Annotated in this window: 17 protein-coding genes; all 17 read right to left on the minus strand. The window is 68.3% G+C overall.

The features are described 5' to 3' along the window. Nucleotides 1–11 precede the first annotated feature (11 nt). The 17 genes from der to QRN21_RS05790 all read right to left on the minus strand — a co-directional run bounded on the left by der (nt 12) and on the right by QRN21_RS05790 (nt 16,897). Complete coding sequence (gene der / locus QRN21_RS05710; RefSeq protein WP_053096842.1) at nt 12–1,532, minus strand: ribosome biogenesis GTPase Der; 1,521 nt, start codon at nt 1,530–1,532, stop codon at nt 12–14. After that, entirely contained in the window at nt 1,525–2,199 is a 675-nt protein-coding gene (cmk, locus tag QRN21_RS05715; protein WP_056278992.1) for a (d)CMP kinase, read from the minus strand. Before cmk ends, der begins: the two co-directional genes overlap by 8 nt. Next, on the minus strand, nt 2,192–3,337 hold the full coding sequence (locus QRN21_RS05720; RefSeq protein WP_285363372.1) for a prephenate dehydrogenase: 1,146 nt from the start codon (nt 3,335–3,337) through the stop codon (nt 2,192–2,194). Before QRN21_RS05720 ends, cmk begins: the two co-directional genes overlap by 8 nt. Then, nucleotides 3,334–4,122: a pseudouridine synthase gene (locus QRN21_RS05725; protein WP_285363373.1), complete on the minus strand. Its 789-nt coding sequence runs from the start codon at nt 4,120–4,122 to the stop codon at nt 3,334–3,336. Before QRN21_RS05725 ends, QRN21_RS05720 begins: the two co-directional genes overlap by 4 nt. A 76-nt stretch (nt 4,123–4,198) precedes the next feature. Further along, nucleotides 4,199–4,813, minus strand: coding sequence for an SMC-Scp complex subunit ScpB (gene scpB, locus QRN21_RS05730; protein ID WP_056278994.1), 615 nt, complete (start codon nt 4,811–4,813; stop codon nt 4,199–4,201). Then, nucleotides 4,803–5,621, minus strand: a complete 819-nt coding sequence (locus tag QRN21_RS05735) for a segregation and condensation protein A (protein ID WP_072592317.1) — start codon at nt 5,619–5,621, stop codon at nt 4,803–4,805. Before QRN21_RS05735 ends, scpB begins: the two co-directional genes overlap by 11 nt. A 106-nt stretch (nt 5,622–5,727) precedes the next feature. Beyond that, nucleotides 5,728–6,561 (minus strand): ParA family protein, encoded by an 834-nt coding sequence (locus QRN21_RS05740; protein WP_053099169.1) that lies wholly within the window; start codon nt 6,559–6,561, stop codon nt 5,728–5,730. Nucleotides 6,562–6,717: 156 nt separating this feature from the next. Continuing rightward, entirely contained in the window at nt 6,718–7,620 is a 903-nt protein-coding gene (gene xerD / locus QRN21_RS05745; protein WP_072591487.1) for a site-specific tyrosine recombinase XerD, read from the minus strand. Between the two features lie 2 nt (nt 7,621–7,622). Next, nucleotides 7,623–8,201 (minus strand): NUDIX domain-containing protein, encoded by a 579-nt coding sequence (locus tag QRN21_RS05750; protein WP_285363374.1) that lies wholly within the window; start codon nt 8,199–8,201, stop codon nt 7,623–7,625. Between the two features lie 14 nt (nt 8,202–8,215). After that, a complete protein-coding gene (gene pyrG, locus QRN21_RS05755; RefSeq protein ID WP_053096852.1) occupies nt 8,216–9,934 on the minus strand; it encodes a CTP synthase in 1,719 nt (572 codons plus the stop codon). 17 nt (nt 9,935–9,951) lie between these two features. Further along, the gene (gene recN / locus QRN21_RS05760; RefSeq protein WP_285363375.1) at nt 9,952–11,643 is read right to left on the minus strand and encodes a DNA repair protein RecN; all 1,692 of its coding nucleotides are present in this window, start codon (nt 11,641–11,643) and stop codon (nt 9,952–9,954) included. After that, the gene (locus QRN21_RS05765) at nt 11,640–12,554 is read right to left on the minus strand and encodes an NAD kinase (protein ID WP_053096854.1); all 915 of its coding nucleotides are present in this window, start codon (nt 12,552–12,554) and stop codon (nt 11,640–11,642) included. The genes recN and QRN21_RS05765 overlap by 4 nt, the downstream gene beginning before the upstream one ends. Beyond that, nucleotides 12,551–13,348, minus strand: a complete 798-nt coding sequence (locus QRN21_RS05770) for a TlyA family RNA methyltransferase (protein ID WP_285363376.1) — start codon at nt 13,346–13,348, stop codon at nt 12,551–12,553. The genes QRN21_RS05765 and QRN21_RS05770 overlap by 4 nt, the downstream gene beginning before the upstream one ends. After that, entirely contained in the window at nt 13,345–13,521 is a 177-nt protein-coding gene (locus QRN21_RS05775; protein WP_171821925.1) for a hypothetical protein, read from the minus strand. Before QRN21_RS05775 ends, QRN21_RS05770 begins: the two co-directional genes overlap by 4 nt. A gap of 63 nt (nt 13,522–13,584) precedes the next feature. Continuing rightward, nucleotides 13,585–14,622, minus strand: coding sequence for an HAD-IIA family hydrolase (locus QRN21_RS05780; RefSeq protein ID WP_072591490.1), 1,038 nt, complete (start codon nt 14,620–14,622; stop codon nt 13,585–13,587). Beyond that, nucleotides 14,622–15,719: a hypothetical protein gene (locus QRN21_RS05785; protein ID WP_285363377.1), complete on the minus strand. Its 1,098-nt coding sequence runs from the start codon at nt 15,717–15,719 to the stop codon at nt 14,622–14,624. Before QRN21_RS05785 ends, QRN21_RS05780 begins: the two co-directional genes overlap by 1 nt. Continuing rightward, entirely contained in the window at nt 15,605–16,897 is a 1,293-nt protein-coding gene (locus tag QRN21_RS05790; protein ID WP_285363378.1) for a hypothetical protein, read from the minus strand. Before QRN21_RS05790 ends, QRN21_RS05785 begins: the two co-directional genes overlap by 115 nt. Nucleotides 16,898–17,164: the final 267 nt, after the last annotated feature.

Genomic DNA, 17,164 nt, shown 5'->3' on the forward strand with positions numbered 1-17,164 from the left:
ATCGGGTGCGATCAGCGCTGGCGCTTCTCGCGGACCCTCATGTTGATGACGATCGGAGTTCCGTCGAATTCGTAGAGCTCGCGCAGACGACGCTGAATGAAGCGGCGGTAGCCCGGGTCGAGGAATCCCGTCGTGAACAGCACGAACGTCGGCGGACGCGTCGATGCCTGCGTGCCGAACAGGATGCGCGGCTGCTTTCCGCCGCGCAGCGGGTGCGGGTGCTCGGCGACGAGCTCTGCGAGGAAGGCGTTGAACTTGCCCGTCGGGATGCGACGGTCCCAGTTCTCCAACGCCGTCTCGAGCGCCGGCACGAGCTTGTCGAGGTGACGACCGGTCTTGGCCGAGATGTTCACGCGGGGCGCCCAGGCGACGTGCGCCAGGTCCTGCTCGATCTCACGCTCGAGGTACCGACGTCGATCGGCGTTCTCGAGGTCGTCATCGTTCAGACGATCCCACTTGTTGAATGCCAGCACGAGAGAGCGGCCCGACTCGAGCACGAGATCGATGATGCGGACGTCCTGCTCGCTGATCGTCTCGGACACGTCGAGGACGACGACCGCGACCTCCGCCTTCTCGAGAGCAGCGGACGTGCGCAGCGACGCGTAGAAGTCAGCACCCTGCGCCATGTGCACCCGGCGGCGGATGCCGGCGGTGTCGACGAGGCGCCAGAGCTTGCCACCGAGCTCGACGATCTCATCGACCGGGTCACGGGTGGTTCCCGCGAGGTCGTTCACGACCACGCGCTCTTCGCCGGCCGCCTTGTTGAGAAGCGAGGACTTGCCGACGTTCGGACGACCGAGGATCGCGACGCGCCGCGGCCCGCCGATCTCGGCCTTCGCGACCGCGGAGACATCCGGCAGCTTCTTCAGCAGCTGGTCGAGCAGATCGGCGACGCCACGACCGTGGATCGCCGACACCGGGTAGGGCTCGCCGAGGCCGAGGTTCCAGAGAGCCGCAGCCTCAGGCTCCTGACGAGCGTCGTCGATCTTGTTGGCGACGAGGAAGACCGGCTTGCCGCTCTTGCGCAGCAGCTTCACGACGTGCTCATCGGTCGACGTGGCGCCGACCATGGCGTCGACGACGAACAGCACGATGTCGGCGAGGTCGATCGCGACCTCTGCCTGCGCGGCGACCGAGCGGTCGATGCCGCGGGCGTCGGGTTCCCAGCCGCCCGTGTCGACGAGCGAGAAGCGACGGTCGGCCCACTCGGCCTTGTACGTCACGCGGTCGCGGGTCACGCCGGGGGTGTCCTCGACGACTGCCTCACGACGGCCGAGGATGCGGTTAACGAGAGCCGACTTGCCGACGTTCGGTCGACCGACGATCGCGACGACCGGCAGGGCCGGGAAGAACTGGATCCCGTCCTCACCCATCGTGATGCCGGCGAGAAGGGCGGCATCTTCATCGTCCAGGTCGTAGTCGGCGAGGCCGGCGCGCAGGGTCTCGGCGCGCGCCTCGGCGAGCTGCTCGTCGAGCGACTCCATCTTCTCGGCGAGCTGGTCGGGGCCGCCTTCGTATTCGTCGTCAGCCATGGTGTACTCCTCGGATTCGTTCGATCACCGCGAGGACGGCGTCGATGGTCTGTGTGAAATCGAGCTCCGTCGAATCGACGACCTCGACGCCGTCTGCGGCGTTCAGGAAGTCGACGACGGCGCTGTCTGATGCGTCGCGCTTGTGCAGTGCGGCCGCGACGGCCTCGGCGTTCTCGCCGGCGAGCTCGCCGGCACGTCGTGCGGCGCGCACCTCGGGCGCAGCCGTGAGGAGGATGCGCACCGGGGCGTCGGGAGCCACCACGGTGGTGATGTCCCGCCCCTCGACGACGACCGCCGGGTACGGCGCCTCGGCGACGAGGGTGCGGAAGAGACGATTGACCCGGTCCCGCACCTCGGGCACACGGGCGACGCCGCTCACCGCGCTCGAGACCGATGGTTCGCGGATCGCGTCCGTGACGTCGACCTCTCCGACGAGCACGGTGCGATCGTCGGGGTCGAGGCCGAGGCGCACAGGGAAGTCGGAGACGGCGTCGAGCACCGCCGCGGCATCCGCCGTGTCGGTGCCTCGATCCAGCACATGCCAGGCGAGAGCGCGGTACGCGGAGCCGGTGTCGAGGTAGCCGAAGCCCAGAGCCCGAGCGACCGCCTTGGACACGCTGGACTTGCCGGAGCCGGCGGGCCCGTCGATCGCGATGAAATCAGTCATTGGTCGTACCTGCAATCCGCCAGCCGCGTTCCTGAAGTCCGGTGATCGCCCCGTGCAGCGCAGCAGGGTCGACGCTGATCTCGGCCAGGCCGAACTGCGCGCCCGGCGAGTGCTCGAGACGGAGGTCCTCGACGTTGACGCCGAGCTCTCCGAGTTCGCCGAACAGTCGACCGAGCTGGCCGGCGGTGTCGTCGACCATCACGACCAGGGACTCGAATCGCTGGTTCTGCCCATGCTTTCCGGGAAGACGTTCGACGCCGTCGTTGCCCTGCCGGATCGTCTCGGCGACCACACGCCGAGCCCCGGGGGCCTCGGGCGCGCGCAGAGCGTCCGACACTTCGCGGAGATCGGATGCCAGAGCGTCGAGGATCTCGACCACGGGCCCGGCGTTCGCTCCGAGGATCTGCACCCAGAGTTCGGGTGCGGATGCCGCGATACGCGTCGTGTCGCGGACGCCCTGGCCGGAGAGGCGCAGCGCACCCTCGTCGGCGGTGGCGAGACGGCCGGCGAGCAGGCTCGCGACGACCTGAGGAACGTGGGAGGTGAGAGCGACCGAGCGGTCGTGCTCCTCGGGAGTCATCTCGAGCGGCATCGCTCCGATATCGAGGGCGAGCGCTTCGACGAGCGCGAGATCGGTGGCGGTCGTGTCGGCATCCCGGCACACCACCCAGGGGCGGCCCACGAAGAGGTCGGCGCGCGCAGAGATCGCTCCGCCGCGCTCGCGTCCGGCGAGGGGGTGCGAGCCGATGTAGCGGGTGAGGTCGACGCCACGGTGCTGCAGGCTGTGCAGGGGCTCGAGCTTGACACTCGCCACGTCGGTGACGACAGCGTGAGGGAAACGACTCAGCTCCGACTCGATGACATCCGCGGTGACATCCGGCGGCACGGCGACCACGATCAGCACCGGCGAATCGTCCTCGGCGGCCGAGCGGCCCGCCCCGTAGTCGATCGCGAGACGCAGCTGGGCGGGCGAGGTGTCGGCGAGCACCACGTCGACACCCTTCGCACGAAGGGCATGTCCGATGCTCGCGCCGAGCAGCCCGGCGCCGACGACGCGAACGGTTCCCGAGAGTCTGGCCGCGATTCGTGGCGCGACAGAACTCCGAGCCCCCGTGGGCGCACTCGTCGTATCGGTCACTCGTTCTCCTGTTGCTCGCCTGGCGCCTCGGCGACACCGGAATCACGGCGCGACAGAGTCAAGAGTGCGCCGAGTTCGATTTTAGTCAGTTCGCGCGTCTTCCCAACCGGGAGGGTTCCCAGGTGCAGCGGGCCGAACTGGCGGCGCACGAGTTCGGTCACCGGGTGGCCGACCGCTGCCAGCATCCGTCGGACGATGCGATTGCGCCCGGAGTGCAGCGTCAGCTCGACGAGACTCGACCCGCGAGAGGTGTCGAGCAGCCTCGCCTTGTCTGCCGCGATCGGACCGTCGTCGAGCTCGATGCCCCGGGTGAGCTTCGAGATCGTCTGCGCGGTCACTTCGCCGTCGACCTTGGCGATGTAGACCTTGGTCACCCCGAACGACGGGTGAGCGAGCACGTGAGCGAGGTCTCCGTCGTTGGTCAGCACGAGCAGCCCGCTGGTCTCCGCGTCGAGCCGCCCGACGTTGTACAGCCGCTCCTCGTAGTCCTCGGTGAACCGGCGCAGATCGGGGCGATCGTTCTCGTCTCGCATGCTGCTGACGACCCCGGTGGGCTTGTTCAGCATCACATAGCGCTTCGACACGTCGAGCTGAACAGCGGTGCCGTCCACATCGATGAGATCGGTCTCCGGGTCGACGCGACGGCCGAGCTCGGTGACGGTCACGCCGTTGACACGGATGCGCCCTTCGACGATGTACTGCTCGATCACGCGTCGCGAGGCCACGCCTGCCGCCGACAGCACCTTCTGCAGGCGGATGCCCTCTGGTGTCTCGAAGCCGCTCATCGGATGGTCCCTTCGTTGAAACTGATTCTGCGCGTCGTGCCGTCGCGGCCGGTCGATGCCGTCAGGACGACCGAGATCATCGGATGGTCCCTTCGTCGAAGCCGTCCGCGCCGTCGTCGAGCAGAGGAGAGATGGGGGGCAGCTCGTCGAGCGAGTTGATGCCCAGGTGCTGCAGCAGAGCGTCGGTCGTGCCGTAGTTGATGGCGCCGGTCTCGGAGTCCGCGAACAGCTCGGTGATGAGACCTCGTGCGAGGAGCGTCCGCACGACGGAGTCGACGTTCACCGCGCGGATCGACGCCACCTGGCTGCGCGTGACGGGCTGCTTGTAGGCGATCACCGCGAGCGTCTCGAGCGCCGCCTGCGAGAGTCGCGCCGGCGCTTGTCCCCCGACGAACTCCGCGACGACGTCGTCGTGATCCTCCCGGACGTACAGGCGCCACCCCCCGCCGACCTCACGCAGCTCGAAACCCCGTCGCGGTCCGTGACCCTTGCCGTCGTAATCGTCGACCAGCGTCTCGATCGTCTGTCGGACGGCCGCGACCGGTGATCCGACGGCAGCGGCGAGAGCGACGAGTCCGATCGGCTCGTCGATGATCAGCAGGATCGCCTCGATGCGCTCGGAGAGGGGCGTGTCACGCACGGCCGGCTCGGTCACGGCTCCGGTCGCTGCGTCAACGGTGTCATCGGTCATAGTCGGCTCCCAGGGATGCCAGTGTCTCGTCCGACCAGGAGTCGGCTGCCCAGCGCAGCGTGAGCTCGCCGAGCGGTTCCAGTTGCTCGAAGGAGAGTGCGGCGTGCCGGTAGAGCTCCAGAACGGAGATGAACCGCGCGACCACGATCCCGGGCTCGCTCACACCTGCGACCAGCTCGCGGAAGCTCACGGACTCCGCCGCGCGCAGCAGAGTGACCACGATCGCGGCCTGTTCGCGGATGCTGACGAGCGGAGCGTGCAGGTGATCGAGGCCGACATGCGGGATCTCCTTCGGCGCGAACGCGAGGAGCGCGAGCGCGGCGAAGTCATCCGCGCTGAGCGACCACACGAGCTCGGGGGTCTTTCGCCTGTGCTTCTCATCCAGCCGGACAGCACGCACGTGCCGACGGTCCTCGCGCTGCAGGCATCGGGCGAACCACGCCGAGACCTCTTTGAAGGCGCGGTACTGCAGGAGTCGCGCGAAGAGGAGGTCACGTGCTTCGAGGAGAGCGACGGCTTCGGCATCCACCAGCTCGCCCTGAGGCAGCAGTCCCGCCACCTTCATGTCGAGCAGCGTCGCTGCGACCACCAGGAACTCGGACGCCTGATCGAGCTCCTCGTCGTCGTCGAGCTCCTTGAGGTATGCGATGAACTCGTTCGTGACGGCGCTCAGCGACACCTCGGTGATGTCCATCTCGTGCTTCGAGATGAGGTTCAGCAGAAGGTCGAACGGGCCGTCGAAGTTCGACAGGGAGACGCGGAACCCGGGATCCGCCGGCGGTGCGGTGTCAGCGATGTCTGAGCCGATGTCCGCGACGGACTGAACGGGCGAGACGGACTGAACGGGCGAGACGGACTGAGGCGAGACGGACTGAGGCGAGACGGACTGAGCCGGGGTGTCTGGCGGCTCGAGCTCAGGCGACAGCGCCACGGGCGACCAGCTCCCGCGCCAGTCGCAGGTACGCCTGCGCGGCAGCGTGCTCCGGAGCGAACTCGGTGATCGGCACACCGGACACCGATGCATCGGGGAACTTGACGGTTCGACCGATCACGGTCTCCAGGACGTCGTCCCCGAACGCCTCGACCACACGCTCGAGAACCTCACGCGAGTGCAGGGTGCGCGGGTCGTACATGGTGGCGAGGAGGCCGTCCATGGTGATCGACGGGTTCAGCCGGTCGCGCACCTTGTCGATCGTCTCGATCAGCAGCGCCACACCGCGAAGCGCGAAGAACTCGCACTCGAGCGGGATGATGACGCCGTGAGCGGCGGTCAGCGCGTTGACCGTCAGCAGACCGAGCGAGGGCTGGCAGTCGATGAGGATGACGTCGTACTCCCCCGCGACCTGGCGGAGGACACGGGCGAGGATCGTCTCGCGGGCGACCTCGTTCACGAGGTGCACCTCAGCGGCCGACAGGTCGATGTTCGCCGGCATGACGTCGAGGCCCTCCACACCCGAGTGCACGATCGCATCATGTGCGTCGCGCTTGGTGTCGAGCAGCAGATCGTAGATCGTGGGCACATCGTGCGTCTGAATGCCGAGACCTGCCGACAGTGCGCCCTGCGGGTCGAAGTCGACCGCGAGGACCTTCCGGCCATATTCGGCGAGAGCCGCAGCGAGGTTGATCGAGGTCGTCGTCTTGCCGACGCCGCCCTTCTGATTGCAGAGGGCGATGATGCGGGCGGGACCATGCGAGGCGAGCGGAGCAGGGGTCGCGAAGCCGTGATAGGGACGCCCGGTGGGTCCCATGGGGGTGTCGTCGGTCTTCGACGTCTTCGCCCTGGACTTCGCCGCGTTCTCAGCCACCGATTCTCCTGCTCGTTTCGTGCTTGATCGAGTCTACCGATCGCCCGGAGGGTTCCACGCCTCGCCCGCGGCGATCCCGCGTTTTGGCCGCAGCTCGGCTCACCGGGCGCGAGGGTGCGACGTCGCGTAGATGTCGCGCAGCGTGTCGACAGACACGTGCGTGTAGATCTGGGTCGTCGCGACCGAGGCGTGTCCGAGCAGCTCCTGCACGACGCGCACGTCTGCGCCGCCCTGCAGCAGGTGCGTGGCGAACGAGTGCCGCAGCGTGTGCGGTGAGACCTCGGCGGTGATGTGCGCGTTCTCCGCGGCCGCGCGGATGACCAGCCAGGCGCTCTGGCGCGACAGGGGCGCACCGCGCGCGCCGAGGAACAGCCGCGCCGACGCCCGACCCTTCACTGCGAGCCCGGGACGGACCCGGGTGAGGTACGCGTCCACCGCTGCGCGGGCGAACGAGCCGATCGGCACGATACGTTCCTTCGACCCCTTGCCGCGGAGGCGCAGGACATCGCCATGAGCGAGGTCGTCGACGTCGAGCCCGACGGCCTCCGACACACGAGCGCCGGTCGCGTAGAGCAGCTCGAGCAGGGCCCGGTCACGGATGCCCAGCGGATCCTCCGCGCTGGGGGCGCCGAGGAGGCTCTCGACCTGGTCGATCGTCAGCGCCTTCGGCAGACGCCGCGGGGCCTTGGGCGGACGGAGACGGCCGCTCGGGTCATCCGGTTCGATCCCTTCACGCGCCAGGAACCGGTGCCATCCGCGCACCGACGACTGCAGGCGGGCGAGGCTCGTCGCCGCAGGAGCCGGGTCGGCCCCGGAGCGATCGGCGATGAAGCGTCCGACGACCGCCGGGCTGATCTCAGCGGTGTCCGTCACCCCCTCGGACACGAGCCACTCCAGATACATGTCCAGGTCGCGTCGATACGCGGAGATGGTGTGCTCGCTGAGACCGCGCTCGATCGTGACGTGGCGCAGATACGTGTCCAACGCTCGGTCGAGCTGCATGCTCAGCTCCGGTCGCGCAGCCTCTGCGCGGCCGCGAGGACGCCGATGCTGAGGATGCCGTTGCGCATCCGCCCATCGAGCACCGCGGCGACCGCGGCATCGAGCGGCACCCACTCCACGCGGATGTCAGCCTCTTCGTCCACGCGCGCGTGCGCTTCGTTCGCCGTCGACACACCACTCGCGAGGAAGACGTGGATGACCTCGTCGTTGCCACCCGGGGTCGTCCACGACGATACGAGCGGCTCCCAGTGCGCGGCGACGAGATCGGCCTCCTCCGCCAGCTCGCGCTGAGCTGCCGCGAGGGGCTCCTCCCCCGGCATGTCGAGCAGACCTGCCGGCAGCTCCCAGTCGCGGTGACGGATCGGGTGCCGGTACTGCTGGATCAGCAGTGCGCGACCCTGGTCATCGAGCGCGAGGATCGCTACGGCGCCGGTGTGCGCGACATACTGACGGCGGATCTCCCCGTCGCCGTAACGCACACGGTCGTCGCGCACATTCCAGACGGCACCCTCGTAGACGAGGTCACTCTGCAGAACCTCCGGCTGGAAGGGCTCGTCTCTCAGCTCATCGAACTCAGACATGGGCTTCGCCACGCTCAGGCGACTGCTTCGCCGAACTCGGCATCGGCCTCGACGTCGAAGAGCTCGCTCGAGCGGTGACGCTCGATCGCAGCCCCGACCAGGCCACGGAACAGCGGGTGCGGGTCGGTCGGGCGCGAGCGGAGCTCCGGGTGCGCCTGGGTGGCGATGTAGTACGGGTGGACGTCCCGCGGGAGCTCGACGTACTCCACCAGGTCGAGCTCGGGGTTGAGACCCGAGAAGACCAGACCGGCCTCGGAGAGACGCGCACGGTAGGCATTGTTGACCTCGTATCGGTGGCGGTGACGCTCCGACGCCTCGGGGCCGCCGTACAGCTCGCTCGCCAGGGAGCCCTCCGCCAGCGCCGCCTTGTAGAGGCCGAGCCGCATCGTGCCACCCAGGTCTCCACCGTCGAGGATCTCGATCTGCTCCGCCATCGTGGCGATGACCGGCTCGGTCGTCTCGGGGTCGAACTCGCTCGACGACGCGCCCTCGATGCCGGCGACATCACGGGCGTATTCGATGACCATGCACTGGAGGCCGAGGCAGAGGCCGAGGGTCGGAATTCCCTGCTCGCGCGCGAACTTCAGCGCACCGAGCTTGCCCTCGATCCCACGGATGCCGAAGCCACCGGGAACGCAGATGCCGTCGAGTGCGGCGAGCTGCTCGCGGGCGCCCTCGGGGGTCTCGCAGCGGTCCGACGGGATCCAGCGGATGTTGACCTTGGTCTCCTGTGCGAAACCGCCGGCCTTCAGCGCTTCGGTCACCGAGAGGTAGGCGTCCGGCAGGTCGATGTACTTGCCGACCAGGCCGATGGTGACCTCGTGCTTCGGGTTGTGCACGGCGTGGAGGACCTTGCTCCAGCGCGACCAGTCCACCTCGTCGGCAGCCTTCTGGTCGAGTCCGAGGCGGCGCACGATGTACGAGTCGAGCCCCTGGTCGTTGAGCGTCGAAGGGATGTCGTAGATGCTCGGCAGATCGACCGTGTTGATGACGCCCTCGGCGTCGACGTCGCACATGAGCGCGATCTTGTTGCGGTTGCTCTCGCTCACAGGCCGGTCGCTGCGGAGCACGAGGGCATCGGGCTGGATGCCGACCTGACGGAGGGCCGCCACCGAGTGCTGGGTCGGCTTCGTCTTCTGCTCACCGGATGCGCCCATGAACGGAACCAGCGAGACGTGCACGAAGAACACGCTGTCGCGTCCGAGCTCGTGACGCAGCTGACGAGCGGCCTCGAGGAACGGCTGCGACTCGATGTCGCCGACCGTTCCGCCGACCTCGGTGATGATCACGTCGGGGCGAGGATCCTCGGTCGCCTGCAGACGCATGCGGCGCTTGATCTCATCGGTGATGTGCGGGATGACCTGCACGGTGTCGCCGAGGTACTCGCCGCGACGCTCGCGGGCGATGACCTGCGAGTAGATCTGACCGGTCGTGACGTTCGCCGCCTGCGACAGGTTGATGTCGAGGAAGCGCTCGTAGTGGCCGATGTCGAGGTCGGTCTCGGCACCGTCATCCGTGACGAAGACCTCACCGTGCTGGAACGGGTTCATCGTGCCCGGATCGACGTTGAGATACGGGTCGAGCTTCTGCATCACGACGCGGAGTCCGCGTGCGGTGAGGAGGTTGCCGAGGCTTGCGGCAGTGAGCCCCTTACCCAAAGACGAAACGACACCACCCGTCACAAAGATGTGCTTGGTCGTGTCGTTCTTGGGCCCCGCAGAAGAAGAGTTCATCACGGGCTTCGATCCTATCAGGAGGTGAGGGCGCCGAGGCTGAGAAGTTCTCGGGCGTGGGTGATCGCGGCATCCGAATCGGTCAATCCGGACAGCAGTCGGGCCATCTCGGCCTCGCGCTCCTGGCCTTCGAGACGGCGGACACTCGATGCGGTGACTGCTCCGTCGTGGGATTTCACGACGGACAGGTGGTTGTTGGCGAACGCGGCGACCTGAGCCAGATGAGTCACGGCGATCACCTGCGACTTCTCTGCGAGTCGGGCGAGTCGTCGGCCGACCTCGATCGCCGCCGCACCGCCGATCCCGGCATCGACCTCGTCGAAGACGAAGGTCGGCACGGGGTCGGTGCCGGCGATCACGACCTCGATGGCGAGCATCACGCGCGACAGCTCGCCGCCGGATGCCCCCTTCGAGACGGAGCGGGGTTCGGCACCGGGGTGGGGCGCGAGCAGGATGGCGACGTCGTCGCGGCCGTGAGCGCTCTCCGCCCCGGGCGTGACCGCGACCTCGAGAGTCGCGTCCGGCATGGCGAGCTCGTGCAGCTCATCGCTCACGGCGACGCCCAGTCGTGCTGCGGCTGCGGTGCGCTCCGCGGTCAGTGCCTCGGCCCGGGAATCCAGCTCTGCACGAGCGGCGTCCCGTTCGGCCTCGAGGCGTGCGAGCCGCTCGCCGTCGTCTTCGAGTTCGGCGAGCCGGGTCGATCCGGTCTGCCACAGCTCGAGAGCCTCGTCCAGTGAACCGTGCGCACGGATGAGCGTGCTCAAAGCCGCGCGCCGCTCTTCGACCGCCGCGAGCTCGTGCGGTCCCGATTCGTCGAGATCCGCGAGGTAGGCGGAGAGCTGTCCGGCGATGTCGGCGATCCGGTAGCCGATGTCGGCGAGGCCTGCGGATATCTCGGTGAGCGCGACGTCGGAGACCCGTTCGAGCGCGCGACGCGCCTCGGCGATCAACGCGGATGCGTCGGGCTCGCCCTCTTCGTTCGAGAGCGCGCCGTGGGCGAGCGAGGCCGCGAGGCGCAGCTCCTCGGCGTTCGCCAGGCGCTCGGCCCGTGCCGACAGCTCGACGTCCTCGCCCGGTTCCGGGGCGGCAGCCTCGATGAGAGCAAGTGCCTCCCGAAGCCGGGAGGCCTCGTCGGCTCGGCGATCACGGTTCTCGGTGATGTCCGCGATCTCGGAATCCAGCTCGCGCCACCGGGTGAACGACGATGCGTAGGCGTCGAGCGCCCGGGCGATCGGCGCTCCTCCGAAGCGATCGAGCGCATCGCGCTGCGCAGCGGCAGAGCGCAGCCTGAGCTGCTCGGACTGACCGTGCACGACGACCAGCTCCTCGGCCAGGGCCGACAGCACACCCGCCGGCGCCGCGCGTCCTCCGACGCTCGCACGGCTGCGTCCCTCGGCGCTCAGCGTGCGTGAGACGTACAGCTCTGCGGCACCGGAACCGGCGGGTTCCAGCTCGCCCCCGGCGTCTGCCACGATGTCCGCGACGTCGCCGGTCTCGGGGACGATCCACACGCCCGCGACCGAGGCCTGAGTGGCGCCGGCACGCACCGCTCCGGAATCGGCGCGCTGACCGAGCAGAAGGCCGAGGCCGGTCACGACCATCGTCTTGCCGGCACCGGTCTCACCTGTGATCGCGGTGAATCCGGGCCCGAGAGGCAGCACGGCGTCGGCGATCACGCCGAGTCCCTGCATCCGCATCTCCTCGATCATGAGGCTGCCCCCTGCCCGCGCCATCCCGCGACCGGCAACTGGAACTTGCGCACCAGACGATCGGTGAACGCGGTCGGGTGCAGACGCGCGAGGCGCACGGGGCGCGATGATCGCCGCACGACGACTCGGGCCCCCGGCGGCAGGTCGTGGGACCGTCGCCCGTCGCACCAGAGGATGCCGGCGCCGGACGTGCCTTCGAGCATCTCGATGGCCACGGCGGCATCGGGGCTGACCACCAGCGGCTTGGCGAAGAGCGCGTGCGCCGAGAGCGGCACCACCGCGATGGCTTCGACGCTCGGCCAGATGACCGGACCGCCCGCGGAGAAGTTGTAGGCCGTGGACCCGGTCGGAGTGGACACGACCATTCCGTCGCATCCGAAGCTCGAGAGGGGGCGTCCGTCGATCTCGAGCACGACCTCGATCATGCGCTCCCGACTCGCCTTCTCGACCGTCGCCTCGTTGAGGGCGAACGTCTCGTAGACCACCTCGCCGTCGACGTCCTTGACCCGGACCGACAGCGCGAGACGCTCTTCGACCTCGTAGTCGCGGTCGATGACGCGGCGCATGGCGGCATCCATGTCATCGCGGTCGATCTCCGCGAGGAATCCGACGTGGCCCATGTTGATCCCGAGCACGGGAGCCGCGCAGCCGCGCACCAGCTCGGCGGCTCGCAGGATCGTGCCGTCGCCGCCCAGGACGATCGCGAGCTCGAGCTGCTCCTGCTGCACCGTCTCGCCGAGCACGTCGACATCCGCGAAGCGGGCATCGACGGCACGCAGGTCGAGGCTGTCGTCGGCGGCGAGCACGGGGCGCGCCCCCGCGCCACGCAGCGCATCGACCACGCGGAGGGCCGCTTCGACCGTGTCTTCCCTGCCGGCATGGGCGACGACCAGGATGTTGCGCTCGTTCATCGTCTCCCTGTCAGTTCGTTGATGCGGTCCGACCATTCTGACGGATCACTGCCGCGGCCCGGTGCGAGGTGCAGAAGGTATTCCGTGTTCCCGTGGGTCCCGAGAATCGGGGAGGACAGGATGCCGAGCATGCCGAGCCGCGCGTCCCAAGCGCTCCACGCCGTCCGCGCGACGGCGTCGGCGCGCGTGGCGGGATCTGTCACCAGTCCCCCGCGCACGGCCGTTCGACCGACCTCGAACTGGGGTTTGACCAGCAGCACGATGTCGGATCCCGCCGCTGCCACGCTCGCGACGGCCGGCAGGACATGCTCGAGCGAGATGAACGAGAGGTCGCCCACGATGAGGTCGGGGGCTGCGTCCTCCCCGGTCACGTCCCTCAGGTTCTCTGGGGTCATGTATCGGACGTTGTACCCCTCGACGCGCACCACACCGGGATCGGACGCGACGGCAGCGGCCATCTGATCGTGTCCGACGTCGACGGCCAGCACACGGCGCGCTCCGCGCTCACGCAGCACCTGGGTGAAGCCACCGGTGGAGGCGCCCATGTCGAGCGCCAGGCGCCCTTCGGCAGAGATGCCGAAGCCGTCGAGCGCGGCGACCAGCTTGTGCGCGCCGCGACCGACATAGTGGTCGGCACCCGCGACGGAGATCTCGGCCTCATCGCTGACAGGCGTCGACGCCTTCACGACCGGTCGGCCGTCGATGCTCACCAGACCGTCGGCGATCAGGGTTGCGGCGTGGGTGCGTGAGCGGGCGAGTCCTCGCGCGGCGAGGGCAGCGTCGAGTCGCGTCATCGGGCGCCTGGCGCATCGCGCTGATCGAGTCTCGCGCCGCTGTCGAGGCGGCGGGACAGCTCGTCATGCAGCCCGGAGTACGCGTCTGCTCTGGCAGCGAGAGGCTGCCCCTCGATCAGGCGCAGGCGACTCCACAGACCATCGGTCGGTGCGTTCGTCGTCTCTTCGCTCACGCTTCTACTGTACGCGGCAGGGCCGACACGTCGGCGGAGCCACGGCGAGGGCCCGGCTGCCCGTCAGGGCCGGTGGAAGGGGTCGTCGTAGAGGCGCTCAGGGACGCGAAGCACGAACACCGGTGTCCCGGAAGCCCAGATCGCGGCTGCCCCGGCGCGCAGCAGATCGATCTGCGCCTCGCCCTCGGCGATGATCTCGACATCCGCACCGCTGACGCGGACAGACGCGCCGTTGACCGAATAGACGCCGTCCTTGGACGTGAGCTCCGGGTACGGCTGGTGCAGTTCCCGCAGATCGCTCAGGATGTACGTCGGACGGGATCCTTCCGGTGCCGCGAGCACATGCTTCGGCCGGTCGATGCCCGTGAGCACCAGCGCGGAGTCGATACCCGCCCTCACCGCCCCGAGAATGTCGGTGTCGAGACGGTCGCCGATGAACAGCGGCTTCGTCGCGCCGAAGCGCGACGTGGCCTCCTCGAAGATCGGAGTCTCCGGTTTGCCTGCCACTGTCGCGAGCCGACCGATCGCCGTGTGCACGGCGGACACGAGCGTCCCGTTGCCCGGGGCGACGCCGCGTTCGCGCGGGATCGTCCAGTCGGTGTTGGTGGCGATCCACGGGATGCCGCCCTCATCTTCGGGGAGCTTCAGGGCGAATGCCGCTTCTGCGAGGTCCGTCCAGGCGACCTCAGGGGCGAAGCCCTGCACGACCGCATCCGGAGCATCCTCAGCACTGCGAGTCACCGTGTAACCGGCCTTCTCGGCCTCGTCCACGAGCCCGGCTCCCCCGACGATCAGCAGCGTCGCGGGAGGGGGCACGATCCCGGCGAGCAGCCGCATGGCGGCCTGCGGGCTGGTGATGACATCAGCCGGGGCGACGTCGAGACCCAGGCTGCTGAGGTGCTCGGCGACCGACGCGTCGGTGCGCGACGCGTTGTTCGTGATGTAACCGAGTCTCGCGGTCTCACCGGCCGCGTTGAGGCTCTCCACCGCGTAGGGCAGCGCGCCAGGGCCCGCATAGACGACGCCATCCAGGTCAGCGAGCACGGCGTCGACGCCGTCGAGCGGCGTGCGCAGTGCGGGCTTCTTGGAGAACAGCCCCACTACGCCTCCTCAGAGGGCTCGGATGCTGTGCGCTTCGCGTCGGTGTCGGCGAGGTCGCCGTCCTCGTCCTCGTCCTCGTCCTCGCCGAGAAGCTCACGCACCTCGTCGTCGATCGACGGTTCCGACTCGATATCGGACTCGGTGTCCGCCTCTTCAGCACCTGCAGCCGCGATGCTCTCGTCGGACTCGGCGGGCTCTAGGTCGGACTCAGAATCGTCAGAGCCAGAATCGTCGGACTCCGAGTCGTCGGACTCAGAATCGTCGGACTCAGAATCGTCAGACCCAGAATCGTCAGACCCAGAATCGTCAGACTCAGAATCGTCGGACTCAGAGTCGGACCGGCCGTCTTCAGCATGGTCGTCATCGAAGTCACCTTCGATGAGACCGTCTTCGATGATGATCTCCTCATCACCGGCTTCGTCGACGCCCAGCGCTTCCGCAGCGACCTCGGCGCGATGCGCCCAGAACTCTGCCTCGTCGGTGCGCCCCAGGTCCTCGAGCACGGCGGCGCGCGCAGCGAAGAGCGCGGGGCTCCACTCGAATGCGCGGTCGGGGTCGAGCTCAGGGATCTCGAGTTCGCCGAGCGCGAGTTCGAGGTCGCCCTGATCCAGACGTGCACCCGACATGGCGATCGCCAGCGAGACACGGACGGGCGTGGTCAGAGCGGTCCGGTCGACAGCGCGACCGGTCTCGAGCGCACGGTCGGGGCGGCCGATGCCCCGCTCGCTGTCGACCATCAGGGCGATCTGATCGTCCTTGCCGGAGATGCGGCGGTACGTGCGCAGCTCACGCAGCGCAAGAGCGAAGTCCTCGGTCGCATAGGCGGTGATCCCGAGGGTCTCGCGGACGATCGCGATGCGGCCGGCACGGCGGGATGCTGCGAGAGCGTGCTCATGAGCGAGAGCGGGATCCTCGTCGATGAGACGCGACGCCATCGCGAGGTGACGAGCGACGAGGTCGGCGTTCTCCTTGCTCAGGGTCTTCAGCTCATTGCGCGCCGACGTGTGCAGGTCGCGGGCCGTGACGTCATCGGGGATGTGCGGGTCGTTGAAGCGAGGACGATCGCCCGATGCCTGCACCGGACGCTCACGGTCCACTCCCCCACGCTGCGGGTACGAGCGCGACGAGTCGCGGTCCTGCCGCGGCGCGCGGTCATCGCGGTTGTACCCACCAGTGCGGGGAGCGCCACCGTCACGGCTGTCACGGTTGTAGCCGCCCGAGCGCGGTGCGCCACCGTCACGGTTGTCGCGGTTGTAGCCGCCGGTACGGGGGGCGCCACCGTCGCGACTGTCACGGTTGTACCCACCGGTACGGGGAGCGCCACCTTCACGGTTGTAGCCACCGGTACGAGGTGCGCCACCGTCGCGACTGTCACGGTTGTAACCGCCCGAACGCGGAGCGCCACCATCACGGTTGTCGCGGTTGTACCCACCAGAACGGGGAGCACCACCGTCACGGTTGTAGCCACCGGTACGAGGTGCGCCACCTTCACGGTTGTAGCCACCGGTGCGAGGTGCGCCACCGTCACGGCTGTCACGGTTGTAACCGCCCGTACGAGGAGCGCCACCGTCACGGCTGTCACGGTTGTAACCGCCCGAACGCGGAGCGCCACCATCGCGGCTGTCGCGGTTGTACCCACCAGTGCGAGGAGCACCACCGTCACGGTTATCGCGGTTGTACCCACCAGTGCGAGGAGCACCACCATCGCGATTGTCGCGGTTGTACCCACCAGTGCGAGGAGCACCACCATCACGGCTGTCACGGTTGTACCCACCAGTGCGAGGAGCACCACCATCACGGCTGTCACGGTTGTACCCACCCGAACGGGGAGCCCCACCGTCGCGGTTGTAACCGCCAGTGCGCGGGGCACCACCATCGCGGTTGTAACCGCCAGTGCGCGGAGCACCACCATCGCGGTTGAAACCGCCAGTGCGCGGAGCACCACCATCGCGGTTGAAACCGCCAGTGCGCGGGGCACCACCATCGCGGTTATAGCCGCCCGAACGGGGAGCGCCACCATCACGGTTGTCGCGGTTGTAGCCGCCCGAACGAGAAGCGCCACCATCACGGTTATCGCGGTTGTACCCACCAGAACGGGGGGCACCACCATCGCGGTTATAGCCGCCCGAACGGGGAGCGCCACCATCACGGTTGTCGCGGTTGTAGCCGCCCGAACGAGAAGCGCCACCATCACGGTTATCGCGGTTGTACCCACCAGAACGGGGGGCACCACCATCGCGGTTGTACCTACCAGAACGGGGGGCTCCTCCGTCACGACTGTAACCGCCCTCGCGGCGGGGTGCGTCGTCGCGACGCGGACCGCTGCTGCGATTCTGTTCCGAGCGTCCTCCGGAAGGTCGGTTACTGCGCGATCCCTGGTCGTTGTTGCGACGCGGACGGCGCTCTTCCTCTTCCGGCATGATGCTCCCTGTTCTAGATGTTGTTAACGCAAAATGGCCACCCAACGATGGGTGGCCATTTGCTTAAAAGAAGTCCGGCGGTGTCCTACTCTCCCACAGGGTCCCCCCTGCAGTACCATCGG

The sequence above is a fragment of the Microbacterium sp. LMC-P-041 genome (assembly GCF_030209555.1).
In the GTDB taxonomy this organism is placed as follows: Bacteria; Actinomycetota; Actinomycetes; order Actinomycetales; family Microbacteriaceae; genus Microbacterium.

Coding starts and splice junctions, on each gene's coding strand:
- QRN21_RS05740 (WP_053099169.1), bottom strand. CDS start 6,561: ATGGGACCCACCGGGCGTCCCTATCACGGCTTCGCGACCCCTGCTCCG.
- scpB (WP_056278994.1), bottom strand. CDS start 4,813: ATGACCGATGACACCGTTGACGCAGCGACCGGAGCCGTGACCGAGCCG.
- recN (WP_285363375.1), bottom strand. CDS start 11,643: ATGATCGAGGAGATGCGGATGCAGGGACTCGGCGTGATCGCCGACGCC.
- pyrG (WP_053096852.1), bottom strand. CDS start 9,934: ATGAACTCTTCTTCTGCGGGGCCCAAGAACGACACGACCAAGCACATC.
- QRN21_RS05765 (WP_053096854.1), bottom strand. CDS start 12,554: ATGAACGAGCGCAACATCCTGGTCGTCGCCCATGCCGGCAGGGAAGAC.
- QRN21_RS05750 (WP_285363374.1), bottom strand. CDS start 8,201: ATGTCTGAGTTCGATGAGCTGAGAGACGAGCCCTTCCAGCCGGAGGTT.
- QRN21_RS05770 (WP_285363376.1), bottom strand. CDS start 13,348: ATGACGCGACTCGACGCTGCCCTCGCCGCGCGAGGACTCGCCCGCTCA.
- der (WP_053096842.1), bottom strand. CDS start 1,532: ATGGCTGACGACGAATACGAAGGCGGCCCCGACCAGCTCGCCGAGAAG.
- xerD (WP_072591487.1), bottom strand. CDS start 7,620: ATGCAGCTCGACCGAGCGTTGGACACGTATCTGCGCCACGTCACGATC.
- QRN21_RS05725 (WP_285363373.1), bottom strand. CDS start 4,122: ATGAGCGGCTTCGAGACACCAGAGGGCATCCGCCTGCAGAAGGTGCTG.
- cmk (WP_056278992.1), bottom strand. CDS start 2,199: ATGACTGATTTCATCGCGATCGACGGGCCCGCCGGCTCCGGCAAGTCC.